The organism is Nonomuraea rubra, from assembly GCF_014207985.1.
Taxonomy (GTDB): Bacteria; Actinomycetota; Actinomycetes; order Streptosporangiales; family Streptosporangiaceae; genus Nonomuraea; species Nonomuraea rubra.
Genome location: NZ_JACHMI010000001.1, coordinates 3,599,421 through 3,622,262 on the forward strand (window position 1 = coordinate 3,599,421; position 22,842 = coordinate 3,622,262).

Here is a 22,842-nt window from a genome sequence, read left to right on the forward strand (position 1 = left end):
GGCCCTCCGGGCTCCCGCTCGCCCGGACCAGTACCTTCTCCCGCTACCTGATCGCCCGGACCGGTGCCTTCTCCCGCTACCTGATCGCCCGGACCGGTGCCTTCTCCCGCTACCCGCTGCGGCCGGCGAGGTCGGACAGCAGCCGCATCCCCGGCGCGTCGACCGAGCGGGCGTCGGCGCTGAGGGCGACGACGGCGGCCCGCCGCTCGGGGATCACGGCCAGCAGCGAGCGGTAGCCGCCGGTGCCGCCGTTGTGGAACAACAGCCGCGGCCCTCCCTTGTCCTGCGCTCTCTCCATCGACAGCCACCCTGGATGGGCGGTGGAGATCTTGCTGATGGGGTGCCCGGTGGCCCGGGTCAGCGCGATGGCGTCGGTGACCTCTCGCGGGCCGTCCCCGAACGTGGCCTTGGCCAGCCGCAGCAGATCGGACACCGTGGAGTGCAGCCCGCCCGCCCCGGCCAGGGCGGCCAGCCGCCAGCCCGGGCGGGGCCGGCCGAAGCGGGAGTGCCCGGGCGCCAGCCGCCCGGCGCGCTCGCCGTCGAGCACCACCCGCGTGTCCTCCAGCCCGAGCGGGCGGCAGATCTCCCGCTGCACCAGCTCGTCGTAGTCCAGCCCGGCGTGCCGCGCCAGGGCCAGGCCGAGGAGTCCCGCGCCGAGGTTGGAGTAGCGGAACCGGCTTCCCGGAACGGAACGCAGCCGCGTGCGTGCCAGCCCGTTCAGCAGGATCTCCTCGGTGCAGCCGGCGTAGGGGTCGGCGGAGAACAGGCCCCGCGGCATCAGCCCCTTGGGCAGCCTCGGCAGGCCCGAGGTGTGGCAGGCGAGGTGTTCGAGCTCGATCTGCCTGCCGTCGAGCTGCGGCACGGCGGCGCCGGACGGCAGCAGTTCGCTCATGGGCTGGCCCAGGGCGACCTCGCCGCGCCCGGCCAGCCTGGCCAGCGTCAGCGCGGTGAACGTCTTGCTGATCGAGCCGATCTCGAACAGGGCGCGCGGGTCCGCCCCGTGCGTCGCGCTCTCCTCGCCGCGGATCGCGCCGACCGCGACGGCACCCCGCCGCCGGGCGGCCAGCTCCTCGGCGGTACGGCGGACGAGCTCGTCCAGGGGCGCGGTCTGGCCGGTCACGGCGTCAATGTTGGTTGACGCCGGCTCGGCCTGTCAACCCGAAGGCCGCGCTGGAACGGGGATCAGCGGGCGCCGAAGTCCTGCGTCCAGTAGATCTGCCCCTTGGAGTCCTTGACCGCGCCCACGCCGATGTGGGTGTAGGTGCAGTTCATGATGTTCTCCCGGTGACCCGCGCTGTTCATCCAGTCGCGGACCACCTGGGCCGCCGACCGCTGCCCCATCGCGATGTTCTCGGCCCACGCCGAGCCGGAGAAGCCGGTCGCGCGGATGCGGTCGGTCATGTCGCGGCCGTCCTGCGAGTCGTGGTCGAAGTAGTCGTTCTTGGCCATGTCGGCCGAGTGCCCGACCGCCGCCCTGCGCAGCCTCGCGTCGTGGCTGAGCGGGTCGCAGCCGCCCTTGGCGCGTTCGGCGTTGGTCAGGCGGACGACCTGGTTCTCCAGTGAGGTGCCGACGGACGTCACCGGCGCCTTCGTCTCGCGCGTCGACGGAGCGGGGGCGGGGGTGCGGGTCGGCGTGGGGGTGGGGGTGGCGCAGGTCAGGCGGACGGCCTTGGAGGTGGCGGTGCCGTTCCGGTAGTCGGTGGCGACCGCGTAGTAGGTGCCCGGCACGCAGGCCATCTTCAGGGTGAGGCGGTCCTTCTTGGCCGAACCGCTCTTGACCACCCGATCTTCGCCGGGCACGGCGCGCTTGAGCCGGATGCGCAGCAGTGCGGGCTGCTCGCAGTCGCGGCGGGCGGCCGAGGCCTGGATGGTCAGCGCGGTGATGGCGGGCTTGCCCACGCTGACGTGGCAGTCGTCCGACTCGGGGGACGGCTCGGGCGTCGGCTCGCCGGTCGGCGTCGTGTCCGCCGGCGGCGCGGTCACCTCGGGCGACGTCGCGGAGGGGCCGCCCAGCGCGCCGCCGGTGGACGGGGCGCAGGCGGCGAGGCCGATCACGGCGGCGAGCAGCCCAAGGGGTTTACGCATGGAAGTCCTCCAGGATGGAACACGCTGGACCTCCCGCATCTTGCCATGAAGACGGACATTTCGCCCATAGAGCGATAAATAGGTGCACGGCTGGCCGGGTGTGGAGGTCCTCGTCGTAGCGGCGGACTGAGCGTGGCCGATGCTGCCACGATGCGGGCCGGTTGGCCCGGCGATTGAAGGTCCATCGGGACGAAAGCGAGGAGATCGGCGGCAAAGTTTACATCGAAAGTTCAACGATACCGTTGAAGGCATGGACATCAAGGACACGGCCCGGCCGCTCGACGGCGCAGGGGTCTCGGCCTTCCTGCGCTCGCTGCCCGCGCAGCCGCTGCTGCTCGGCCTGGGCGAGGCCAGGCACTTCGTGGACGAGCTGGGCGAGGCACGCAACGAGCTCTTCCGGCACCTGGCCGAGCACGAGGGTTACCGGGCGTTCGCCATCGAGAGCGACTGCCTCCTGGGCCTCGTGGTGGACGAGTACGTCACGACGGGTGAGGGCACCCTCGACGACGTCATGGAACGCGGCTTCAGCCACGGCTTCGGCGCGTTCCCCGCCAACCGCGAGCTCGTCCGCTGGATGCGGGCGTACAACGAGGAGCACGACGAGCAGCTCCGGTTCTTCGGGTTCGACGGCCCGCTGGAGTACTGGGCGGCGAGCCCGCGCCAGGCGCTCACCGGCCTGTACGACCTCCTCGACGGCCCACTCCCCGGCGCCGTCGTCACCAGGGAAACCCTCGATGCGCTGCTGGGCGAGGACGAGCAGTGGGCCAACGAGGCCACGGCCATGGATCCGTCCCAGTCGATCGGCCGGTCCGAGGAGGCCCAGCGGCTGCGGCTGATCGCCGACGACCTGGCGGCGCTGCTCGACACGCAGGCGCCACAGCTCGGCGCGCGGGACGCGGAACGGGCGGCACTGTACGCGCGCACCGCCACCGGCCTGCTCCGCTACCACTACTGGATGGCCGACTCGTCCCCGGCGCGGTGGGCCAGGCTGTCGGCCCTGCGGGACGCGATGATGGCCGCCAACCTGCGTGCCGTCGCCGGTCACGGCCCGGCCCTCGTCTTCGGCAGCAACCTCCACCTGCAGCGGAACAAGAGCCTCATGGCGTTCGGTGACCAGCGGCTGGAATGGTGGGGCGCGGGGGCGATCGCCGCGGCGCACCTCGGCGACGGGTACGCCTTCCTGGCCTCCGCGTTCGGCACGGTCGGCGATGACGTCCCCTCTCCGGACACCCTCGAAGGCGCCCTGTCCGAGCTTCCGTGGGACCGTTCCCTCGTCGACCCCCGCGGCCTGGCCGGGGCCGTCACGGCGCCCGCACCCCGTGTCTCCCGTGATTTCGCCTACTTCCCACTGGACGCTGCCCACCTCGGCCTGATCGACGGCATCGTCTTCCTCGACCGGGCCGTCAGGCTGAAGAAGCTCGGCTGACGGTTCCCGCCCCACCGGCCCACCAGACCCGCCGGCGCCGCTGGTCGGCGGGCCGGGTCGGCGGGCGTGGGTTGGCGGGCTGGGCTGGCGGCGCGCGAGGGGCGGGCTAGTGGCGCGCGACGGGCGGGCGAGCGGCGTCATGAAATATCCGGATTGTGGATCTCCTGCTCGTCGCCTCCCAGGTCCTGCTCGGGACAGTGTTCGCCGTCGCCGCCTTCACCAAGCTGCGCAGCCGCGCCGACCTGCGCGCGTTCGCGTCCAGCCTGGTGGTGGTCCCGGAACGGCTGCGCCTTCCGGCGGCCGCCGGGGTCGCGGCCGGCGAGGCGGCGACGGCGGCGCTCATGGTGGTCCCTCGGATCGGGCTGGTCCTGGGCGGGATCACGCTCGGCGCGTTCAGCCTGGTGATCGCCGTCGCCGTCCGGAAGGGGGTGCGGGTGTCGTGCCGCTGCTTCGGCCCGTCCGCGGCCCCGCTCGGCGGGGTGCACCTGGTGCGGAACGCCCTGCTGTTACTGGTCGTGGCGCTGGGCGGGACGGCGCTGGCCTTCCCCGGGGGCCCGCCGGGCGCGGGGGCGCTGGCGGTGGCGATCCCGGCCGGGCTGGCGGGAGCGGTCGTCCTCATCGCCTTCGACGACATCGCCGGCTTGTTCCTGGACAGAACGGGGAGGGTGTGATGGCGTACCTGGTCACCGCGGTCGTGCTGGTCGCTCTGCTGGGCATGGTGAACCTGCTGCTGACCATCGGGCTGATCCGCCGCCTGCGCAGGGAGAGCGGGCCGCGGCCGATGCTGGCGGAAGGGCTGGCGCCCGGTGCGGGTGTCCCGCGGTTCGCCGCCATGACGACGAACGGGGAGCCGGTCTCCGAGGAGCTCCTGGGCGCACCCGCGCTGGTCGGCTTCTTCTCCCCGGGCTGCCAGCCGTGCAAGGAACTGCTCCCGCTCTTCGTGGAACGGGCACGCGGCACGTCGGACGGCGTGCTCGCCGTGGTCGCCGCCGTCCCCGGCCAGGACGCCACCGCCTACCTCGAACCTCTCGCGCAGGTGGCACGGGTCGTCACGGAGCCGCCCCAGGGGCCCGTCCAGAGGGCGTTCAAGGTCGGCGCGTTCCCCACGATCATCACGATCGACGCAGGTGGGACGGTCGCGGGCACCGACCACGCCATGCCCGCCGAGGTCGAGGCGCCGTGAGGCGGGCGTTCCTCGCGGCGGCGTTCGGGCTCGCCGGGCTGGCGCTGCTGGCCGTACGGCTGCGCGCGACGTACCTGGTGGTCCGGGTCCGCGGCGACAGCATGGCACCGGCGCTGGCGCACGGGGACCGGCTGCTGTCCCGGCGCACGCACCTGGCGGCGCTGCGGAACGGTCAGATCGCCGTCGTCCTGAGCCCCCGCCCGGACGGGAGCAGGTTCCTGGTCAAGCGGGTCGCCGCCCTGCCGGGCGATCCGGTTCCGGCGGTGGTGCGGGAGGTCGTCGCCGACGACGTCGTCCCGGCCGGCAGGTTCGTGCTGATCGGCGACAACGCCGAGGTCAGCTTCGACTCCCGCGAGCACGGCTTCTTCGACGCCGGCGACCTGCGCGCCGTCACCATCAGGAAGCTGGAGCCGCAGCATGGCCGTCGCCGCCGGGAAGCCGGAGTCGTGGCATGACCGTTGACGGGGTGCGCCTGACCGCCTCCGCGCGCGAGGCGGCGGCGATCGGCTGGAGCGGCGCCGCCGTTCCCGTGATCGGGTACGCGGTCACGCTGCTGGGCACGGCCACGGCGCCGGTCGCGGTGGCCTGGCTGACCAAGCTGGTCATCGACGGCCTCACCGGGTCGGCGTCCCTGGCCGGGCTGCTGGGTCTCGCGGCCGGGCTGGCCGGCACCGGCGTCGCCGCCGCGATCCTGCCGCACTGCTCGCGCTACCTCGGCAGCCAGATCGGCCGCGCCATGGTGGCCGTCACGACGGACCGGCTCTTCGCGGCCACCGCCCGGTTCCCCGGGCTGCGGCCGTTCGAGGATCCGCGGTTCCTGGACCGGCTGCGCCTGGCCCAGGAGGGCACGTCCAGGGCCGACGGCCTCGTCACCGAGGCGTTCGGCCTGGTCCGCTCCGCCGTCAGCGCGATCGGCTTCCTCGGGTCCGTGCTGGTGATCAGCCCGGCGATGGCGCTGATCGTGCTGGGCGCCGCCGTTCCGGCGCTCGTCGCGCAGCTCAAGCTGTCGCGCCGGCGTACGACCATGATGTGGGAGATAGGCCCCGCGGAGCGGCGGCAGCTCTTCTACGGCACCCTGCTCAGCACGATCGAGGCGGCCAAGGAGATCAGGCTCTTCGACCTCGGCGGGTTCCTGCGCCGCCGCCTCATGACCGAGCTGGCGGCGACCCAGGCGAGCAAGCGGCGGATGGATCGCAGGGAGCTGTCGGCGGAGGGCGTGCTCGCCCTGCTGTCCGCCGTGGTGGCCGGGGGCGGGCTCGTCTGGGCCATCGCCGCCGCCCGGACCGGCACGCTCACCGTCGGGGACGTGTCGATGTTCACCGTCGCCGTCGTCGCGGTCCAGGGCGCGCTCGACACCCTGGTCAACGGCATCGCGATGACCCACCACAACCTGCGGCTCTTCGGCCACTACGTGGCGGTGGTCAGGGCCGAGCCCGACCTCGCCGTCCCGGCCGACGCGGCGCCGCTGCCGCCGCTGCGCCGGGGGATCGAGCTGCGCGACGTGTGGTTCCGCTACAGCGACGACCACCCCTGGGTCCTGCGCGGCGTCGACCTGTTCATCCCGTACGGCGCCGCCGTCGCGCTGGTCGGCCTCAACGGCGCGGGCAAGAGCACGCTCGTCAAGCTGCTCTGCCGGTTCTACGACCCCAGCAGGGGAGAGATCCTCTGGGACGGCACCGACCTGCGCGACGTCCGGCCGGAGGCGCTGCGGGAGCGGATCAGCGGCGTCTTCCAGGACCACATGGCCTACGACTTCTCCGCCCGCGACAACATCGGCGTGGGAGACCCCGCCGCCCTCGGCGACCTGGGCCGGATCCGCGCCGCCGCGCGGCGGGCGGGCGTGGACGAGCTGCTGTCGGGCCTGCCCCGCGGCTACGACACGCTGCTCACCCGGATGTTCGCCGGCGAGCAGGACCGCGAGGACCCCTCGACGGGCGTCGTGCTCTCCGGCGGCCAGTGGCAGCGAACCGCCCTGGCCAGAGCGTTCCTGCGCGACGGCCGGGACCTGATGATCCTCGACGAGCCGAGCGCCGGGCTCGACCCGGAAGCAGAGGCCGACGTGCACGCCCGCATGCGCGAGCACCGCGCGGGCCAGACCAGCCTGCTCATCTCCCACCGGCTGAACACGGTGCGGGACGCCGACCTGATCGTCGTACTGAAGGACGGGGTCGTCGCCGAGCGGGGCGGCCACGACGACCTCATGGCGGTGGACGGCGCCTATGCCCGCCTCTTCCGCCTCCAAGCCCGCGGCTACCACGGGACGGCCGCGCCATCCGAACCCGAGGAGAGAGGGGAGGTGAAGACAGAATGCTGGACAAGCTCATCGACCGGTTGATCCCCACGGTCAAGGCCGACGCCGCGTGCACCCCGAGGTGCGTGCAGATCAGCTACGACCCGGCCACCGGCTGCTACAAGATGAAGTGCACGTACTCCGACTGCACCCATCGGACGATCACCCTGTGCGAATGACGTGCCGCACGCCTTACCGGCGGGAGCGGTGCGCGTAGACAGGTGAAGGGAGCCCCCCTGGCCAGGCGCCGGCCAGGGGGTACCTCGTGGACGGGCGGCGTCAGAACGACGCGCCGCGGAGCAGGTCCTGGTGCCGTCTGCGCAGGTAGTCGGCGGGCTCGACGCCGAGTTCCGTGCTGAGGATGTCCCGCATGCGCCGGTAGGCGGCGAGCGCCTCGGCCCGGCGGCCCCGCGCGGCCAGGGCCCGCAGCAGCAGCTCCCACAGGGACTCGCGCAGCGGATGGGCCTCGACGAGGCGCTCCAGCTCAGGGATGACGCCGTCGTGCAGGCCGAGCTGCAGCCCGGCCGCCACCCAGAGTTCGGACGCAGTGAGGTGCAGCACGTCCAGGCGCCGCCGCTCGCGGCGGACGGTCTCGACGTCGATCTCCGGCGCCAGCGGGCCGCGCCACAGGTCCAGCGCCTCCCGCAGCAGCCGGGCCGCCTCCGCCGGGCTGCCCGCGGTCAGCGCCTGCGATCCCTGGGTGAAGCGCCGCTCGAACGTCCTGATGTCCACCGCTCGATCCGGGACGGTCAGGGTGTAGCCGTTCCCGAGGGTGATCAGGTCGACACCGTGGACGGAGAGCGGCGCCAGCGTACGCCGCAGGCGGTAAACGTAGGTCTGCAGACTCGCTCTGGCCGTGGCCGGCGGCTCGTCCGGCCAGAGCTCCGTCATCAGCCGATCCACGCTGACCACTCCGCCCGGGCGCAGCATGAGCACGGCGAGGATCGCCTGCTGCTTCGCGGCCCGGACGTTGATCGCGCGGCCCCCGCCGTCGACCACCGCCAAGTGTCCCAACAGTCGGAACATCGTTCACCTCCGATCGGCATTGTGATCGTGGCGAGTATGTTCCGGGTATGGCAGCGCCGCGCCCGGCCCTCACCGGAAGCTATTGCATAGGAAGCTTTCCTATTTAATACTGCGATCAGCGCAGCGTGCCGCGGTGCGCAGCCCTCACGCGTGACCCTCTCTGCCCCCTCGCCGACTCGGCATCTCACTGTCCGGAGGTCCCCGTGGTTCGTCGTGTCCTCACCCTGCTCGCCGCCGTGCTCGCCTGCCTCGGCGCGTTCGCCGTCACTTCCACGACCGCGCAGGCGGCGGTCGTGGAGGTGACCTACGGCCCGGTCTCGCTCGGTGACTACTGCTCCGCCAAGGTCAACTCCTCCTCCACGATCGGCTTCTACAACGGCAGCCTGGGCTGCTACCGCTGGAGCACGGGCGGGTCGGGCCTGGCCTCCACCGGCACCGGCAGCCCCGCCGCCGCCTGCGCGTACTTCGACCCCGCCGCCACCTACCTCGGCCACGCGCAGGGCGCGAGCCAGGCCCTGATCTGCCGGTACTCGGTCTGACCCGTCCGCTCCGGCCGCTTCCCCGCCTCCGGTCCCGCGAGGCCGAAGGCGGGGGCGTACGTGACCGGGCCTTGAAGATCGCGCCGCTACGGTGGCAGCCATGTCTGACACACCCCGGCGCCGCAGCATCCAATGGCAGGACGACACCGAGCACCTCAAGAACCGGCGCGACCCGGTACACCGGATCGCCAGCGAGGCGCCCCGGCCGTCCGAGCCCGAGACGCCGCAGCAGAGCCACCCGCGCGACACCAACGAAGCACCCTGACCGGCTGAGCCTCCGGGCGGATCCCGGGCGACCTCACATTTCCGCGTGCTGCGCCGTCGGATGACCGAGACCGCAGACGGCGCGGCCAGGTGAGCCGGTCGCGCCCGGATCCCTAACGGAGGATGCGATGACTTCCAGTGATTCCGACATCAGGGCGCTCCTGGACACCCGGGTCGAGGCATGTCAGGACAAGGACATCGACCGGCTCATGTCCCTCTACTCTCCCGGCATCGTCTACTACGACGTCGTCCCCCCTCTGCAGTTCGTGGGGACGGAGGAGGTCCGCCGCAACTTCGTGCGGTGGTTCGACGAGTACGACGGACCCATCAGCCTGGAGACCCACGACCTCACGATCGCGACGGACGAGGACGTGGCGTTCGTGAACATGCTTCACCTGGACAGCGGCACCCGCAAGAACGGCCTCCCGATCTCCATCTGGGTCCGATCGACCGTGTGCTGCCGGCGCTCGGGCGGCGGCACGTGGTCGATCACGCATGAGCACATCTCGGTGCCGTTCAACCCGGAGAACCTGCAGGCCTGGTTCCCGCCGGAGGCGTGAGCCGCTAGAGGGTGCCGCGGGCGTCGTCGAGCACCCGGGCCGCCTCCCGCTCGTACGAGCCGCGCGACGTCAGCACCACCAGGCCGCCGAGCACCATGGGCACGATCAGCGCGTACATGGCGACGAGGAGCGAGCCGGTGGCGTCGGAGGTCAGGCCGACGATGAGCGGGCCGAACGCGGCACCCACCGTCAGCAGGAACTGCAGGACGGCGAAGCCGACGCCCCTCGACCTGGCCCCCACGACGTCGGCGATGCAGGCCGTGCAGGTGGGGATCGCGGTGGCGGAGATCGTGACGGCGAGCAGCAGGAGGATCACCAGCGCCACGGGGGAGCTCATCAGCAGGGCGACGCCGAGCAGGGACGATCCGACGGTGATGCCGGCGCCGCCGACGAGCAGCCGGCCGCCCCTGACCCGGCCGTGCAGCCGCTTGCCGAGGTGGGAGCCGAGCACGGTGCCGCCGAGCACGCCCACGATGGTGACGCCGCCGCTGATGCTGCTGGCGACGCCGGTCTCCATGCCGAAGCCGCGGACCATGAGGGACGGCAGCCAGAAGTAGACGCCACCGAGGCCCAGCGTGAGGATCATCACGCCGAGGGCGACGCGGACCAGGGTGCGGGTGGCCAGCACCTGGCGGACCTGCGGCCAGAACGGCGGCTTCGCGGCCCCGTCTCCCCTCGACGCCTCCATGCCGACGGGAGGCGGGGCCTGGCGGGATGCGGCGGCCTCCGCGCCGGGCGGCGGTGCCTGGGGGGGTACGGCGGCGTCCGCGCCGGATGGCGGTGCCTGGGGAGGCCCGGCCGCGGCCATGATCCTGTCGATCTGGCCGCGCTGTGGCTCGCGCAGCCGCCAGACGAGGATGGCGGTCAGCGCTCCGGGGATCGCCATCAGCAGGAAGGCGGCCCGCCAGCCGAAGGCCTGGCCGATGACGCCGCCCAGCAGGGTGCCGACGCCGCCGAGGTAGGTGGTCATCCTGGTCCAGCCGTACACCTGCATGCGGGTCGCGGCGGGGTAGAAGTCGGCGAGCAGGCTGCCCACGGCGGGGTTGTCGATGTTCTCGGCGGCGGCGAGCAGGACCCGGAAGAGGTAGAAGACGGCGAACCCGGCCGCCAGCCCCGAGCCGAGGGTGGCCAGCGCCCAGCAGAGGACCACGATCGCGATGATCTTGGTCCGGCTGTAGCGGTCGGCGAGGTAACCGGCGGGCAGCGCGACCGCGGCGGCGGCCAGCGCGGCGGCGGTCGGGATGGACCCGGCCGCCGTGTCGCTGAACCCCCATTCGGCCTGCACCAGGGGCAGGACGCCCGACATCAGGTTGGCCTCGATGCGATCGACCATGCCCACGATGAACAGCACGACGAACGGCCCCCACCCGAAGGGGTTGGGATCGGTCGCGGTGATGCCGCCTTGCGGTGGTGATCCAAGTCTGCGGCGTTCGCGGGCGACGGCCTTCACCATGAATTTCTCCTCCGCGGGTCGGTGCTCCCGGTGATGCAGCGGACGTGGGAACCCCCCGAACTCCGTTCTAAAACGAAGTTCTAGGAAGAGTGTCGTACATCACACTGCGTTTCACCAGTGCCAATCCGAGCCTTGTGAAACTTCCGCCGCAGAGGCCGCCGGAGGGGCCGCCGGTACGTCGCCGGGCGTCAGAGCCACCGTCCCCAGGTCGTGACGAGCGGCCGGTAACCCTGGCGGGACCAGAAGGGGACGGACAGCGGGTTCGGGGCCGCGTAGTGCACCAGCACGGTCTCGACGCCCGCCGCGGCCACCTCGGCGTGGGCGTGCCCGGCCAGCGCGGCGCCGAGCCCGCGGCCCCTGCTGCCCGGGCGCGCGTACAGGGAGCCCACGTACGCCACGGGCGGGGCCGCCGCCACGGCGGAGGCGACCCGGCCGGCGTGGTCGGGATGGTGGATTGAGAGCATGCCGGTGACCTCGCCGTCCGTCTCGGCGACCCAGCACCAGCCGTCGCCACGGGCGAGCTTCCCCGCCAGCTCGGCCCGGGCCGCGTCGGCAGTCCAGGACGGCACCGGGACCCAGCCGAACCGGGCCTCGTAGTCGATCAGCTCCAGGTACAGCGCGCACATGGCGTCCAGATCGGCCGCAACAGCCCGCCGAACACCTGCCCCCGGCCTTCCGGCGGCCTGCCGAGCACCGGCCGCCGGTCGCCCCTCGGCCTGCCGAGCATCGGCCGCCGGCCGCCCCTCGGCCCGCTGAGCATCGGCCGCCGGCCGCCCCACTGCCCGCTGAGCACCGGCCGCCGGCCGACCGGCGGTTCGCGAGACGCGGATGGCGAGGCCGGACCGCGGCGCCGGCCGTTCCGCGGTTCGCGAGACACGTACGGCGAGCACGGAGCGCGGTGCGAACCCGCGCCTGACCAGCGCCGCGACGGGCGCGGTGTCCCGGCTCGGCCAGCTCACCACGAGCCCGGCGCCAGGTTCGGCGTCCAGACCCGAGATCCAGCGATCGAGGAGGCGGCCGAGGGAATCAGCAGGGTCGTCACCGGCGACCCTGGCGTCCAGGGCGCAGGTGGTCAGCGGGCTCCAGTGCACCGATGGGGCGCCGGGGCGGGGAGCGGTCACCGAGGGCACGCCCACGGCACCGCGAGTCTCGATCAGGTCTGCGCCGCCACCGAGGTCCGTGACGGCGACGAGGGGGTCCGCGGCTCGCACGCGCTCGCAGTGGCCATCGATCACATCGCTCACGCTTCGAACAGTAGCCCCGCGTCCCCGGATCAGTCCGCGTCCCCGGATCAGTCCGCGTCCCCGGATCAGTCCGCGTCCCCGGATCAGTCCGCGTCCTGGGATCAGCCCGGGCCTCCGGATCAGCCCGCCTTCCGCGCCTCGCTCACCACCGCCGCTCGCTCACCACCGCCGCTCGTTCACCACCGCTGCCGGGCCTCCTCCGCCCAGCCGGTCAGCCCGTCCAGGTCGATCCAGGTCCCGTCGTCGGCCTGCGCCCGCCCGCTGAAATGCCCGAAGCACTGATGCGTCTCGGACCCCACCACCCCCAGCTCCGTCCGCGCGACCTTCTCGTGGAACGGCGTGAACACGGCCTCCACCCGCCCGCCCGCGATCCGCCACGGCTTCAGCCAGTCGCCGCGGTCGTAGTGCCACGCCAGCTCCTCACCGATCTTGTGCAGCCGCCCGTCCACGAACAGCGCGTTCTCGGTCATCCCGGTGCCGTCGGTCCACTTGCCGCCGAGCTGGATGGCCCGCCCCGGCGCGCTGCCCGCCGCCCAGTTCCACACGACCGAGTAGGGCCACCGCCCGCGCCCGTGGTCCAGCACGGCGAACGAGTCCCGCTCGCTGATCTCGTGCTCCGCAGCCCCCAGCCGCAGCCGGCCGCGCACCGGGCGCCCGACGTCCTTGACCGTGTACTGGAAGCGCCTGGGCCCCCACGGCACCACGACGCCGAGCGACTCGTGCCCGTCGGGCAGCGGGATCTCCAGCTCCACCTCGACGCCGGGCGCCACCGCCCGCACCGTGCTGCCGCCGGGGTGCTGGACGAGGTCGATGGCCAGCCCGTTCGCGCGGGCCGACGCCGTGCCCTCGCCGCTGCGTTCCGGCATCGCCGTCCCGCGTGCCAGCGGCACCACCGCGTCCTTGGACGTCTCCTCGCCTGTCGCGCGGTCCAGCACGTACAGCCCGTGCACGCCGGCGTAGTCGAGCGAGGACGCCACCAGGCCGATCACATGAGCGGGGGTGACCACGCCCCAGTACTCCCAGCGCTTGGTCCGGCCCCAGCCCCGCAGGTTCGCCCGGTGCAGCGGGCGGCGGGTCCAGCCGACCGCGTCGGGGTTGAGCCGCCCGTCGGGCAGGCACAGGTCGACGGGCGCCGTGATCTGCCGCTCATGCGTCAACATGGCTGAAGGGTAGCGGGCCGCGCCGGTTGGCGATGATGGCGTCCAGGTTGGCGCGGGTGGCCTCCAGCTCGTCGATGGCCGAGCCGATCCGCTCCCGCTGCTTCTCCAGCTCGCCGACCAGCTCCGGGCAGTCGGGCACCAGCAGGCCGTCGTCGTCCACGATGCAGGGCAGCACCTCGACGATCTGCACGGTGCTCAGCCCGGCCGCGAGCAGGATCCTGATCCGCCGCACCGCGGCCACGTCGGCGTCGCTGTAGACGCGGTAGCCGCTCTCCCGCCGCTGCGGGCGCAGCAGGCCCTGCTCCTCGTAGTACCGCAGCGCGCGCTCGCTGACGCCCGTCCGGCGCGCGAGTTCCCCGATCCGCATCCCGGCCCCCGAGTTGACTCTGACATCAACGTGAAGGTTTAGCTTAACCGCCATGATTCCCGTCACCGTCCTGGGCCTCGGCCCCATGGGGCGCGCGCTGGCCGCCGCCTTCGCCGCCGCCGGTCACCCCACCACCGTGTGGAACCGCACGCCGGGCAAGGCGTACGACCTGGACGTCACCGTCGCGGAGAGCGCCGCCGGCGCGATCGCCGCGAGCCCGCTCACCGTCGTGTCCGTCCTCGACTACCGGGCCGTACGGTCGGTGCTCGACGCCGGCACCCTGAAGGGCCGCACCCTGGTCAACCTCACCGGAGGCTCGCCCCGGCAGGCGCGCGAGACGGCCGAGTGGGCCGCCGCCCACGGCATCGGCTACCTCGACGGCCTCATCATGGGCGCGCCCGCGGCCATCGGCGGCCCGGACGCGACCCTGCTGTTCAGCGGCCAGGAAGACGCCTACCTGGCGCACCGGCCCACGCTCGCCGCGCTGGGCGGGAACGCGGCGTACCTCGGCGCCGACCCGGGCCGGGCGGCCGGGTTCGACGCGGCGATGCTGGACGCGTTCTGGACGTCGCTGAGCGGGGTCGTGCACGCGTTCCGGCTCGCCGCAGCCGAGAACATCGCCGCCGCCGACATCGCCGGGTACGTGAAGGTGGCGACCGGGCTGCTCCCCGACCTGATCGACGTGGTCGCCGAGCACGTCACCGCGGGCCACTACCCGGGTGACGAGTCCACGATGTTGTCAGCGGCGGCGAGCATGGACCACGTCCTGGATGCCGTCCGCGCGAACGACCTCGACGACGGGGTGCTCAGCTCGGCGCGGGCAGCCGTGCAGCGGGCGATCGACGCCGGGCACGGGCCGGCGGCCTTCACCCGCCTCGCCGCGCCGTAGGCGCCTGCTCCTTTCGGTGCAGTCCGTACGGCGATCGGTGCAAGATCGAATGACGGTCGATGGACGACGCGCTCCCGAGGCGGCCGGGCCTAGCGTTTCCCGCCGAGCCGACAGACGAGCACCCGGGAGGGATCATCATGATCAAGAAAGCCGTCACCGCGATCGCCGGGCTGTGCCTGAGCGCGGGCCTGGTCGGATCGGCCGGCGTCCCGGCCGGCGCCCAGACCCGCACCACTGCCGGCACCACTGCCGGCACCACTGCCGGCACCACTGCCGGCACCACTGCCGGCACCACTGCCGGCGCGGTGCAGGTGGCTGCGCCGAAGCCGCCGAAGGGCGCCAGGGCGGTGGTCCGGGTCAGCCCCAACCCCACCGCCAAGCGCGGCCAGGAGGTGACGATCACCGGCCACTGCGGCGGCGGCAGGGGACTCAAGGCGGTCATCGCCGGTGTCGACAGGGAACGCCCGGTGCTGGAGAACATCCGCATCATCAAGGACGACCCCAAGGCCTTCGTGGCCAAGGGCACGCTCTCGTCCAGGATCGGCAACGGCGTCGGCCCCGTCTTCGTGGACTGCGGCGGCGAGGCGGGCGTGACCCTGCTGGTCACGCACGTCTGACAGCGATCCGAACGGTCACCGGGCCGGCGAGCCGCGCCGGCCCGGCGGCATCCACTCCGAGCAAAGGCCTCCGCGCATGACCGAAGCCCTCCCGCGACGCGAACCAGGACCCGTCCGGCACCTGGCCTGGATCACCGACGTCACCTTGGCCGTCGTCACCCTCGTCTTCTTCGTCGCCGTCGCCCTCGCCACCGGCATCCACAGCCGCTCGCAGGGCCTGACGAACCTCACCCCCTGGCACGGCCCGATCCAGCTCGGCCTGTACCTGGGAGCGCTCCTGCTGGTCAGGCGCCGCTGGCCGATGGCCGTGCTGCTGCTGTCGGTCGGCGGGATGTTCGCCTACCACCTCCTCGCGGGCATCTTCTCTCCCGCCGGCTGGATCTGGCCGGTCGCGGTCGCCTACTTCACCGCCGCCACCACGTCCCGCGTGCGCTGGGTGGCCGCCGTCGGCGTGGCCCAGCTCGGCTACTCCGCGATCGACGCCGGCATCCTCCTGGACAGGAACGTGCCCCGCTACGTGATCCACGTCGCGGGGGAGGGGCTGCTCCTGGCGGCACTCATCGCCGCGGGCCTCACGTACGCGGCCGCGGTGCGCAGGCGCGAGCGCGTGCGCGAGACCGACGGCCGGGCGCGTGCCGCGGAGGAACGCCTGCGCGTCTCGCACGAGGTCCACGACGCCATCGCCCACACGCTGGCCATCGTCGGCGTCCAGCTCAACGTCGCCGCCGACGCCCTCGACGAGGGGGACCCGGCCGCGGCGGCCACCGCGCTGCGCCTGGCCAAGGACGTGCGGAACCGGGCGATGGCCGACCTCCGCTCTCTCATCGCCACCCTGCGCGACGACTCGGCCGACACCGCGCCGCAGCCCGACCTGGCCGGCCTGCACACGCTCGTCGCCGACGCCCGCGCCGCCGGGCTGAAGGTGACGCTGGACGAGCGCGGCGACCCCGCCGCCGTCCCCGCCATGCCCGCCATCGCGATCTACCGCGTCGTCCAGGAGTCCCTCGCCAACACGCTCAAGCACGCGCACGCGAGCAGGGCCGAGGTGACGATCGACTACCGGCCAGGCTCGGTCACCGTCGAGGTCACCGACGACGGCCGGGGCGCTCCGGCGGCCGGCGGGGGTCACGGGCTGGCCGGCATGCGCGAGCGGGTGAGCGCACTCGGGGGCGTGCTCACCGCGGGGCCGGTCCCCGGCGGCTTCGCCGTCCGGGCCGACCTCCCTGTGGCAGGCTCGGGGGCATGACGATCAAGGTGCTTCTCGCCGACGACCAGGCACTCGTACGGGCCGGCTTCCGCAGCCTGCTGGCCCGGTCCAGGGACATCACGGTCGTCGGCGAGGCCCAGGACGGCGACGAGGCCGTACGGGTGGCCGCGAGCACCCGTCCCGACGTCGTCCTCATGGACATCCGCATGCCGGGCACCGACGGGATCACCGCCACCCGCCGCATCGTCGCGGGCCGGGCCGTTCCCGGCTGCCGGGTCATCATCCTGACCACGTTCGACAGCGACGAGCACGTCTTCGCCGCCCTGCGCGCCGGGGCCAGCGGCTTCCTCACCAAGGAGGTCGAGCCGGCCGAGCTGCGCCGGGCGGTCGCCGCCGTGGCCGCCGGGGACGCGCTGCTGTCGCCGGGCGTGACCCGCCGCGTCGTCGAGCAGTTCGCCCACCGGCAGGACCTCTCGCCCGGGTCCGGGGAGCGGCTGGCCGCGCTGACCTCCAGGGAGCTGGAGGCGGTCAAGCTCGTGGCGCTCGGCCTGTCCAACCACGAGATCGCCGAGCGCCTGGTCATCAGCCCGCTCACCGCCAAGACCCACATCACCAGGGCCATCGCCAAGCTGGACGTGCGGGACCGGGTGCAGCTCGTCATCCTGGCCTACGAGAGCGGCCTGGTCCGGCCCGGCGGGCGGGCCTCTTGACTTCATGTTGACCTTAACTTGCAGACTTGCCTCCACGTCCAGCGACCAACGCTCATGGAGGCAGACATGTACGACGCCGTCATCGTCGGCGGCGGCCCGGCCGGGATGGCCGCCGCCCTCACCCTGGGACGGGTCCACCGCACGGTGCTGCTGATCGACGCGGGAGAGGGCCGCAACGCCCCCGCCGAGCACGTGCACAACTTCCTGACCCGCGACGGCACCCCGCCCGCCGAGCTGCGCAAGCTCGGCCGCGAGGAACTGGCCGCCTACCCGTCGGTCCAGATCAGGACGGCGACGGTCACGGACACCCTCGCCCTGCCGGAAGGCGGCTTCCGCCTGGGACTGTCCGGTGGCGGCACGGCGCAGGCGCGCCGCCTGCTGCTGGCCACCGGGCTGGCCGACGACCTGCCGGGCCCGCGCGGAGTGGAGGCGCTGTGGGGCCGCTCGGCCTTCCACTGCCCCTACTGCCACGGCTACGAGTGCACCGGCAAGCGGGTCGCCGTGCTCGGCGCCGAGCCGGCCCGGGTACGGCTGGCCCTGCAGCTGAGCCGCTTCGCCGCCGGCGTCGTGCTCTGCACCGGCGGCCGGCCGCTCGACCCCGCACTCCAGGCCACGCTCGCCTCGAACGGCGTGGACGTGCGCTGCGAGCCCGTCATCCGCCTGGAGGGCACGGAAGGCAGGCTGGAGCGGATCGTGTTCGACGGCGCCTCGCCGCTGGCCAGGGACGCCGTGTTCGTCGTCAACGTGCCGCGCCAGCGCTCCGGCCTGGCCGCAGGGCTTGGCTGCGCGTGCTTCGCCGACGGCTGCGTGGAGGTGGACGAGTTCTGCCGGACCAGCGTCCCCGGCGTGTACGCGGCCGGTGACCTGGCGCGGCGGGCCACCGTTCCGATGCCGTTGGCGGCGGTCGTCGCTGCGGCGGCGGCCGGCACGCTCGCCGCGGGAGCCATCGACCAGGACCTGCTCAGCGCCGACTTCGGCCTGCCCGCCCCGTTCCCGAAGGGCTGAGCACGATGTCCACGACCCTCGCGCAGGCCCCCTCGAAGCCGGCCAACGTGCCGCTCGCCACGGCCGGCCTGCTGATCGGCATGCTGCTGTCCGTCCTGGACCAGACGGTGGTGGCCATCGCGCTGCCCGACATCGCCGCCGACCTGGGCGGTATGGGCTCGATCGGCTGGATCGTCACCTCGTACCTGCTGGCCTCCACCGCGACCGGCGCCCTGTACGGCCGCATCAGCGACCGGTTCGGGCGGCGCCCGGTGTTCCTCGTCGCGGTGGCCGGATTCGTCGCCGGCTCCGCGCTGTGCGGCCTGGCCCAGACGACATCCCAGCTCATCGCGGCCAGAACGCTGCAGGGCATCGGCGCGGGCGCGCTGTTCGTGCTGCCCACGATCGCCCTGTCGGAGCTGTACCCGCAGCACCTGCGCAGCCGGGTGCAGGGCCTCACCGGCGGCGTGTTCGCCCTGGCCAGCCTGGGCGGCCCGCTGGCCGGCGGCGCCATCACCGACGCCTGGGGCTGGCGCTGGATCTTCTACGTCAACCTGCCTCTGGGCCTGCTCGCCCTGGCCCTGGCCACGTTCGCGCTGCGGCTACCCAGGCCGGGCGGGGACGGCAAGGTGGACCTGCCCGGCGCCGTGCTGATCGCGGGGGCCACGGTGAGCCTGCTGCTGGTGGCCGAGTGGGGCGGGCGCGCGTACGCGTGGAACTCCGGCGTGATCCTTGCCCTGGCCGGGGCGCTGGTGGTGCTGGCGGGCCTGTTCGGGTGGTGGGAACGGCGGGCCGGCAACCCGCTGCTGCCGCCTCGGCTGTTCGCCGGCCGTACGCTGCGGGTGGTGCTGCCCGCCGCCGCGCTGCTCGGCGCGCTGCTCGGCGGGTCGATCGTCTACCTGCCGACGTTCCTGCAAGGTGCGTACGGCATGGGCGCCACCCAGGCGGGGCTGGCGCTCAACCCGTACGTGCTGACGTTCATGGCGGTCTCCTCGCTGGCCGGGGCCCGCATCGGCGCGAGCGGCCGGTTCAGGCCGTACCTGATCGCGGGGGCCGTGATCGTGGTGGCGGGGTTCGCCCTGCTCGCCTGGATCACCCCGGAGACCCCCTATCTCCTGTTCGCGGCCGGGATCGCGGTGCTGGGTGCCGGGTTCGGGCTGCTGATGCAGAACCTGGTGGTCGTCGCGCAGAACGCGGCCTCCCCGGCGGATCTGGCGGCCACCACCTCCGCCGTGGTGTCCGTCCGCGGTCTCGGACTCTCGCTCGGGGTGGCGCTCTTCGCCAGCCTGCTCGCCCGCGAGCTCCAGGGCCGAGACCCGGGGCCGCGGGCGACCGCGGCGGCCATCCCCGACGTGCTGTTCTGGGGCGCCCCGGCCGCCGCCGTCCTGGTGGTGCTGCTGGCACTGCTCCCCAGGACGGGCCGCCGCGCCTGACCCGGCCACTCGGGCCGGTCACCCGGGCTCGCCACGTGGGCCCGTCACCGCCGGCCGGTGCGCCGCCGTCTGGCCGGCAGGGGTTCGATCAGGTCGTCCATGGTGCAGTCCAGGATGTCGAGCAGCGCCATCAGCGTGCGGAGGCTGAGCCGCTCCGGCTTCTCCGCCACCAGCCGGTACACCTGGCTCGCCGACAGGTCGATGCCGCGCTCGGCCAGCAGCGGGCGCAGGCCGGTGGTGGAGTACATGCCGCGGGCGGCCATGACCTCGCGCAGCCGCCACCGGTAGTCCAGCGCGCCGGTCACGACACCCGCCCGAGCTGGCGGCGGGAGGTGATGCCCAGCTTGGTGAAGACCTTGCCGAGGTGGTACTCGACGGTCTTGGGGCTGACGAGCAGGCGGCCGGCGATCTCCCTGTTCGTCAGGCCGTCGCGGACCAGGCGCACGATCTGCGTCTCGTGCGGGGTGAGCCGGCCGGCGGCCCCGGCCGTTCGCCCGTGCCCCGGTTCCCCTTCGAGCGGCAGCCCGCGCTCCGCCCGGCCGGCGAACCCCGCCATGCCCATCTCCGTGAACAGGCCGTGGGCGGTGCGCAACGGCTGCCGCGCGTCGTCCGGGCGGCCCTCGCGGCGCAGCCACTCGCCGTGGAGCAGGTGGGCGCGGGCCAGGTCGGCGCGCATGCGGGTGCGGCCGAGCCGGTCGATCGCCTCGCGGAAGCGGCCGTCGGCCTCGGCGCCCTCGCTGAGCAGCGCCCGCGACCTGGCCTCGATCCCGAGCGCCCAGTCGGTGCCGCTCGCCCGCGTGGTGGCGGCCAGCCGGTCCAGCACCCGGGCCGCGAGGTCGCGCTCGCCGCTGAGCGCGGCGGCCTCGACGAGCTCGGCCGGCGCCCAGTGCGCGGCGGGGCCCGGCGCGGGGTGGTGGACGCAGGCGCGCGCGGCGGCCGCCCGGGCCTGCTCGTACTGGCCGAGACCGTTGTGCAGTACGGCTCTCAGCCACTGGACGGCCGCCACGGTGGCTCCCTCCTCGTACGCCGCCGCCTCGCTCATCAGGGCGTCGGCCAGGCCTTCCGCCTCGGACTGCCGTCCCTGCCACGCGGCCAGGACGAGCGCGCCGCCCGCCGGCCCCTCGAAGCCGGGGCGGACGCCGGTCGCGGCGGTGAGAGTGTGGATCTCCTCCTGAACCGAGGCCGCCTCGTCCAGCCTGCCCTCGAAGGCGAGCTGGACCAGCCGCGTGCTCAACGCCGGGGGCAGCAGGGCGAGCGCGCCGGTGTCGCGGACGAGCCGGGCGTGGCGATCCGCCAGCTCGCGGCCCGACCTGTCGTCCCACAGGGCCACGGCGACCGTGTGGGCGGCCCACGCCCAGCCCAGCCGCTCCGCGCCGGGGACGTCCTCGCTCAGGAAGGCGGCCAGGGCCCGGCGCATCTCCGGCGCCGCGCTGTGGGCGTCCTGGGTGAGGTGGCGGGTCAGGGCGTCCAGCAGGAGGTCCGCGGCTCGCGGGGTGGCGGGCGCGGGCGGGGCCGTACGGGTGGCCGCCGCGACCTCGGCCAGGCCGCGGCCCTCGTCCGGGAGGGTACGGATCGCCGAGGACAGGGCGTGCAGGTAGGCGTCGCGGGACAGCCCGGCGTCCAGGGGCTCGAACCGCTTGGCGGCGGCCAGCAGCAGCGGCGCGGCCGAGCTGCCGTCGTGGGAGGTGATCGCGATCTCGGCGCGCAGGAGTTCGGCGTGGGCGAGCCGCAGCTCGTCCGGCGGCCCCGCCTCGGCCGAGGCCAGCAGCGTCAGGGCCGGTTCCGAGGCGCCGGCCAGGTGCTGGGCGCGGGCGGCGGCCAGGGCACGCTCGGCCCGGCGGCGGGGGTCGGGGGTGAGGGCGACCGCGCGCTCCAGGAAGGCCGCGACGGCTGCCAGGCCGCCGCGTGCCTGGGCGCGGGAGGTGGCACGTTCGAGTTCGGCGGCGACGTCTTCGTCCGGTTGCGCGGTGGCGTGCGCGCGGTGCCAGGCGCGCCGGTCCGGGTCGGCGCCGGCGTCGGTCGCCTCGGCCAGCGCCTGGTGCGCCTGGCGCCGCTCCTCGGGCAGGGCCGCCCGGTAGATCGCCGAGCGCACCGCCGGGTGCCGGAAGCGCACCCGTACCCCGAGGGCGATCAGGTCGCCGGCCTCCGCGAGCGCCGCCATGCCCAGCCCCAGCCGGGCGGCCGCCCGCCACAGCAGCGCCGGATCGCCGACCGGCTCCGCGGCGGCCAGCAACAGCAGCCGCCGGGTGGCCGCGGGCAGGCGCCCGAGCTGCCGCCGGAAGCGGTCCTCCACGCGGCCGGTCAGCATCCGCGCGGCCGGCAGCCCGAACCCGCCCGCCAGCGTCCACGCCACCGGCCGCCCGAACCCGCCGGTCAGCCCCCGGATGGCCGGGAGCGTGAATCCGCCGGCCGGCGGCTGTTCGGCCGGCAGCCCGAATCCGCCGGTCAGTCCCCGGATGGCCGGAAGCGTGAATCCGCCGGCCGGCGTCCGGGTGGCCGGCTGCTCGTACCCGGTGGCCGGTGTCTGTGCGGTCGCGAGCTCGAAGCCGCCTGCCTGCGTGGCCAGGAGCCCGTATTCGCCGGTCTGGGCGGTCGCGAGGTCGTATCCGCTGGTCCAGGTGGCCGGAAGGTCGAACTCGCCGGTCGGCGACCAGGGGGCCGGGGGAGCGTAGCCGGTGGACGGCTCGGGGTGGGTGAACGTGTGCACCAGCTCCAGCAGCGCCAGCGGGATGCCGCGGGCCTCGGCGACCAGTCGGTCCCTGACCTGCTCGTCCAGCGGGCCGGGCACCACCGAGCGCAGCAGCGCGTGGGCGTCGTCGGAGGCCAGGCCAGCGACGTCCATCACCGGCAGCCCGGACAGCAGGGCCGTCTCGTCGGTGTCGCGGAGCGCGAACACGCAGGCCACCGATTCGGCGGACAACCGGCGCGCGACGAAGGCGAGCACCTGCGCCGAGGCGTGATCCAGCCACTGGGCGTCGTCGACCACGCACACCAGCGGGCGCGCCTCCGCCGCCGCGGCCAGCAGGCTGAGCACGGCCAGGCTGAGGAGCAGGCGATCCGGCGCCGGCCCCTCCCGCCAGCCGAACGCCGTGCCGAGCGCGGCACGCTGCGGTTCCGGCAGACCGTCCAGCAGGTCGAGCAGCGGCGCGCAGAGCGAGTAAAGCGCCGCGAACGCCACCTCCATCTCCGGCTGCACCCCCGCCGCGCGCACCACCCGGCAACCGGACGCCCTCGCGGTCAGGTGCTCCAGCAGCGCCGACTTGCCCACGCCCGCCTCGCCGCGCACCACCAGCACCCGGCTCCGACCGGCACGCACCTCGCCCAGCAGCCGATCGAGCGCCTCGCACTCGACCCGCCGCCCCAGCAGCCCAGGCTCAGGTCTCAACAGTGCGGTGTCGTGGCCCA

At 73.9% G+C, this 22,842-nt stretch carries 24 protein-coding genes; 15 read left to right on the forward strand and 9 right to left on the reverse strand.

The window, feature by feature from the left end; genetic code table 11:
* Positions 1-109 precede the first annotated feature (109 nt).
* Both HD593_RS16400 and HD593_RS61390 read right to left on the reverse strand, forming a co-directional pair.
* Positions 110-1,120, reverse strand: coding sequence for a serine hydrolase domain-containing protein (locus HD593_RS16400; RefSeq protein WP_185102981.1), 1,011 nt, complete (start codon positions 1,118-1,120; stop codon positions 110-112).
* Between the two features lie 62 nt (positions 1,121-1,182).
* Positions 1,183-2,085 (reverse strand): CAP domain-containing protein, encoded by a 903-nt coding sequence (locus tag HD593_RS61390; protein WP_246546573.1) that lies wholly within the window; start codon positions 2,083-2,085, stop codon positions 1,183-1,185.
* Between the two features lie 250 nt (positions 2,086-2,335).
* Between HD593_RS61390 and HD593_RS16410 the strand changes: the two genes are divergently transcribed.
* The 6 genes from HD593_RS16410 (at position 2,336) to HD593_RS16435 (ending at position 7,163) form a co-directional block, all read left to right on the forward strand.
* A complete protein-coding gene (locus HD593_RS16410) occupies positions 2,336-3,511 on the forward strand; it encodes an erythromycin esterase family protein (RefSeq protein ID WP_185102982.1) in 1,176 nt (391 codons plus the stop codon).
* Between the two features lie 155 nt (positions 3,512-3,666).
* Positions 3,667-4,182 (forward strand): MauE/DoxX family redox-associated membrane protein, encoded by a 516-nt coding sequence (locus HD593_RS16415; RefSeq protein WP_185102983.1) that lies wholly within the window; start codon positions 3,667-3,669, stop codon positions 4,180-4,182.
* A complete protein-coding gene (locus HD593_RS16420) occupies positions 4,182-4,694 on the forward strand; it encodes a TlpA family protein disulfide reductase (protein WP_185102984.1) in 513 nt (170 codons plus the stop codon). The genes HD593_RS16415 and HD593_RS16420 overlap by 1 nt, the downstream gene beginning before the upstream one ends.
* Complete coding sequence (locus tag HD593_RS16425; protein WP_185102985.1) at positions 4,691-5,149, forward strand: S26 family signal peptidase; 459 nt, start codon at positions 4,691-4,693, stop codon at positions 5,147-5,149. The genes HD593_RS16420 and HD593_RS16425 overlap by 4 nt, the downstream gene beginning before the upstream one ends.
* Entirely contained in the window at positions 5,146-7,029 is a 1,884-nt protein-coding gene (locus HD593_RS16430; RefSeq protein WP_185102986.1) for an ABC transporter ATP-binding protein, read from the forward strand. The genes HD593_RS16425 and HD593_RS16430 overlap by 4 nt, the downstream gene beginning before the upstream one ends.
* Positions 7,002-7,163 (forward strand): hypothetical protein, encoded by a 162-nt coding sequence (locus tag HD593_RS16435; protein ID WP_185102987.1) that lies wholly within the window; start codon positions 7,002-7,004, stop codon positions 7,161-7,163. The genes HD593_RS16430 and HD593_RS16435 overlap by 28 nt, the downstream gene beginning before the upstream one ends.
* Before the next feature lie 100 nt (positions 7,164-7,263).
* Here HD593_RS16435 and HD593_RS16440 read toward each other — a convergent pair whose 3' ends face one another.
* Positions 7,264-7,998, reverse strand: a complete 735-nt coding sequence (locus HD593_RS16440) for an AfsR/SARP family transcriptional regulator (protein WP_185102988.1) — start codon at positions 7,996-7,998, stop codon at positions 7,264-7,266.
* A gap of 215 nt (positions 7,999-8,213) precedes the next feature.
* Here HD593_RS16440 and HD593_RS16445 point away from each other — a divergent pair, with 215 nt between their 5' ends.
* From HD593_RS16445 to HD593_RS16455, 3 genes are all read left to right on the forward strand, one after another.
* Positions 8,214-8,549: a hypothetical protein gene (locus HD593_RS16445; protein WP_185102989.1), complete on the forward strand. Its 336-nt coding sequence runs from the start codon at positions 8,214-8,216 to the stop codon at positions 8,547-8,549.
* A 100-nt stretch (positions 8,550-8,649) separates the two neighbouring features.
* On the forward strand, positions 8,650-8,814 hold the full coding sequence (locus HD593_RS16450) for a hypothetical protein (protein WP_185102990.1): 165 nt from the start codon (positions 8,650-8,652) through the stop codon (positions 8,812-8,814).
* Between the two features lie 127 nt (positions 8,815-8,941).
* Entirely contained in the window at positions 8,942-9,373 is a 432-nt protein-coding gene (locus HD593_RS16455) for a YybH family protein (RefSeq protein WP_185102991.1), read from the forward strand.
* Positions 9,374-9,377: 4 nt separating this feature from the next.
* On the opposite strand, the gene HD593_RS16460 is transcribed toward HD593_RS16455, so the two are convergent.
* From HD593_RS16460 to HD593_RS16475, 4 genes are all read right to left on the reverse strand, one after another.
* Entirely contained in the window at positions 9,378-10,826 is a 1,449-nt protein-coding gene (locus tag HD593_RS16460) for an MFS transporter (protein WP_185102992.1), read from the reverse strand.
* A 188-nt stretch (positions 10,827-11,014) separates the two neighbouring features.
* Entirely contained in the window at positions 11,015-12,070 is a 1,056-nt protein-coding gene (locus HD593_RS64355; RefSeq protein ID WP_185102993.1) for a GNAT family N-acetyltransferase, read from the reverse strand.
* Positions 12,071-12,246: 176 nt separating this feature from the next.
* Positions 12,247-13,230 carry a DUF2804 domain-containing protein gene (locus tag HD593_RS16470; RefSeq protein ID WP_221524787.1) on the reverse strand — a complete coding sequence of 328 codons (984 nt, stop codon included), beginning with the start codon at positions 13,228-13,230 and terminating at the stop codon, positions 12,247-12,249.
* On the reverse strand, positions 13,217-13,597 hold the full coding sequence (locus tag HD593_RS16475; protein WP_185102994.1) for a MerR family transcriptional regulator: 381 nt from the start codon (positions 13,595-13,597) through the stop codon (positions 13,217-13,219). Before HD593_RS16475 ends, HD593_RS16470 begins: the two co-directional genes overlap by 14 nt.
* A 52-nt stretch (positions 13,598-13,649) precedes the next feature.
* Between HD593_RS16475 and HD593_RS16480 the strand changes: the two genes are divergently transcribed.
* The 6 genes from HD593_RS16480 to HD593_RS16505 all read left to right on the forward strand — a co-directional run bounded on the left by HD593_RS16480 (position 13,650) and on the right by HD593_RS16505 (position 19,437).
* Positions 13,650-14,486: an imine reductase family protein gene (locus HD593_RS16480; protein WP_185102995.1), complete on the forward strand. Its 837-nt coding sequence runs from the start codon at positions 13,650-13,652 to the stop codon at positions 14,484-14,486.
* 137 nt (positions 14,487-14,623) lie between these two features.
* Positions 14,624-15,103 carry a hypothetical protein gene (locus HD593_RS16485; RefSeq protein ID WP_185102996.1) on the forward strand — a complete coding sequence of 160 codons (480 nt, stop codon included), beginning with the start codon at positions 14,624-14,626 and terminating at the stop codon, positions 15,101-15,103.
* A 76-nt stretch (positions 15,104-15,179) separates the two neighbouring features.
* On the forward strand, positions 15,180-16,349 hold the full coding sequence (locus HD593_RS16490) for a sensor histidine kinase (protein ID WP_185102997.1): 1,170 nt from the start codon (positions 15,180-15,182) through the stop codon (positions 16,347-16,349).
* Entirely contained in the window at positions 16,346-17,020 is a 675-nt protein-coding gene (locus HD593_RS16495; RefSeq protein WP_185102998.1) for a response regulator transcription factor, read from the forward strand. Before HD593_RS16490 ends, HD593_RS16495 begins: the two co-directional genes overlap by 4 nt.
* Before the next feature lie 66 nt (positions 17,021-17,086).
* Complete coding sequence (locus HD593_RS16500; RefSeq protein WP_185102999.1) at positions 17,087-18,025, forward strand: NAD(P)/FAD-dependent oxidoreductase; 939 nt, start codon at positions 17,087-17,089, stop codon at positions 18,023-18,025.
* A 5-nt stretch (positions 18,026-18,030) separates the two neighbouring features.
* Complete coding sequence (locus HD593_RS16505) at positions 18,031-19,437, forward strand: MDR family MFS transporter (RefSeq protein ID WP_185103000.1); 1,407 nt, start codon at positions 18,031-18,033, stop codon at positions 19,435-19,437.
* Positions 19,438-19,481: 44 nt separating this feature from the next.
* On the opposite strand, the gene HD593_RS16510 is transcribed toward HD593_RS16505, so the two are convergent.
* Together HD593_RS16510 and HD593_RS16515 are read right to left on the reverse strand one after the other, a co-directional pair.
* Positions 19,482-19,742 (reverse strand): helix-turn-helix domain-containing protein, encoded by a 261-nt coding sequence (locus tag HD593_RS16510; RefSeq protein ID WP_221524788.1) that lies wholly within the window; start codon positions 19,740-19,742, stop codon positions 19,482-19,484.
* Positions 19,739-22,822: an AAA family ATPase gene (locus HD593_RS16515; RefSeq protein ID WP_246546576.1), complete on the reverse strand. Its 3,084-nt coding sequence runs from the start codon at positions 22,820-22,822 to the stop codon at positions 19,739-19,741. The genes HD593_RS16510 and HD593_RS16515 overlap by 4 nt, the downstream gene beginning before the upstream one ends.
* Between the last annotated feature and the right edge of the window lie 20 nt (positions 22,823-22,842).

What these genes read in the sequence shown, in the direction of transcription:
- HD593_RS16505 (WP_185103000.1), top strand. Translation starts at nt 18,031, where the DNA reads ATGTCCACGACCCTCGCGCAGGCCCCCTCGAAGCCGGCCAACGTGCCG.
- HD593_RS16495 (WP_185102998.1), top strand. Translation starts at nt 16,346, where the DNA reads ATGACGATCAAGGTGCTTCTCGCCGACGACCAGGCACTCGTACGGGCC.
- HD593_RS16435 (WP_185102987.1), top strand. Translation starts at nt 7,002, where the DNA reads ATGCTGGACAAGCTCATCGACCGGTTGATCCCCACGGTCAAGGCCGAC.
- HD593_RS61390 (WP_246546573.1), bottom strand. Translation starts at nt 2,085, where the DNA reads ATGCGTAAACCCCTTGGGCTGCTCGCCGCCGTGATCGGCCTCGCCGCC.
- HD593_RS16480 (WP_185102995.1), top strand. Translation starts at nt 13,650, where the DNA reads ATGATTCCCGTCACCGTCCTGGGCCTCGGCCCCATGGGGCGCGCGCTG.
- HD593_RS16420 (WP_185102984.1), top strand. Translation starts at nt 4,182, where the DNA reads ATGGCGTACCTGGTCACCGCGGTCGTGCTGGTCGCTCTGCTGGGCATG.
- HD593_RS16500 (WP_185102999.1), top strand. Translation starts at nt 17,087, where the DNA reads ATGTACGACGCCGTCATCGTCGGCGGCGGCCCGGCCGGGATGGCCGCC.
- HD593_RS16455 (WP_185102991.1), top strand. Translation starts at nt 8,942, where the DNA reads ATGACTTCCAGTGATTCCGACATCAGGGCGCTCCTGGACACCCGGGTC.
- HD593_RS16430 (WP_185102986.1), top strand. Translation starts at nt 5,146, where the DNA reads ATGACCGTTGACGGGGTGCGCCTGACCGCCTCCGCGCGCGAGGCGGCG.
- HD593_RS16475 (WP_185102994.1), bottom strand. Translation starts at nt 13,597, where the DNA reads ATGCGGATCGGGGAACTCGCGCGCCGGACGGGCGTCAGCGAGCGCGCG.
- HD593_RS16490 (WP_185102997.1), top strand. Translation starts at nt 15,180, where the DNA reads ATGACCGAAGCCCTCCCGCGACGCGAACCAGGACCCGTCCGGCACCTG.
- HD593_RS16470 (WP_221524787.1), bottom strand. Translation starts at nt 13,230, where the DNA reads ATGTTGACGCATGAGCGGCAGATCACGGCGCCCGTCGACCTGTGCCTG.
- HD593_RS16450 (WP_185102990.1), top strand. Translation starts at nt 8,650, where the DNA reads ATGTCTGACACACCCCGGCGCCGCAGCATCCAATGGCAGGACGACACC.
- HD593_RS16460 (WP_185102992.1), bottom strand. Translation starts at nt 10,826, where the DNA reads ATGGTGAAGGCCGTCGCCCGCGAACGCCGCAGACTTGGATCACCACCG.
- HD593_RS16410 (WP_185102982.1), top strand. Translation starts at nt 2,336, where the DNA reads ATGGACATCAAGGACACGGCCCGGCCGCTCGACGGCGCAGGGGTCTCG.
- HD593_RS16485 (WP_185102996.1), top strand. Translation starts at nt 14,624, where the DNA reads ATGATCAAGAAAGCCGTCACCGCGATCGCCGGGCTGTGCCTGAGCGCG.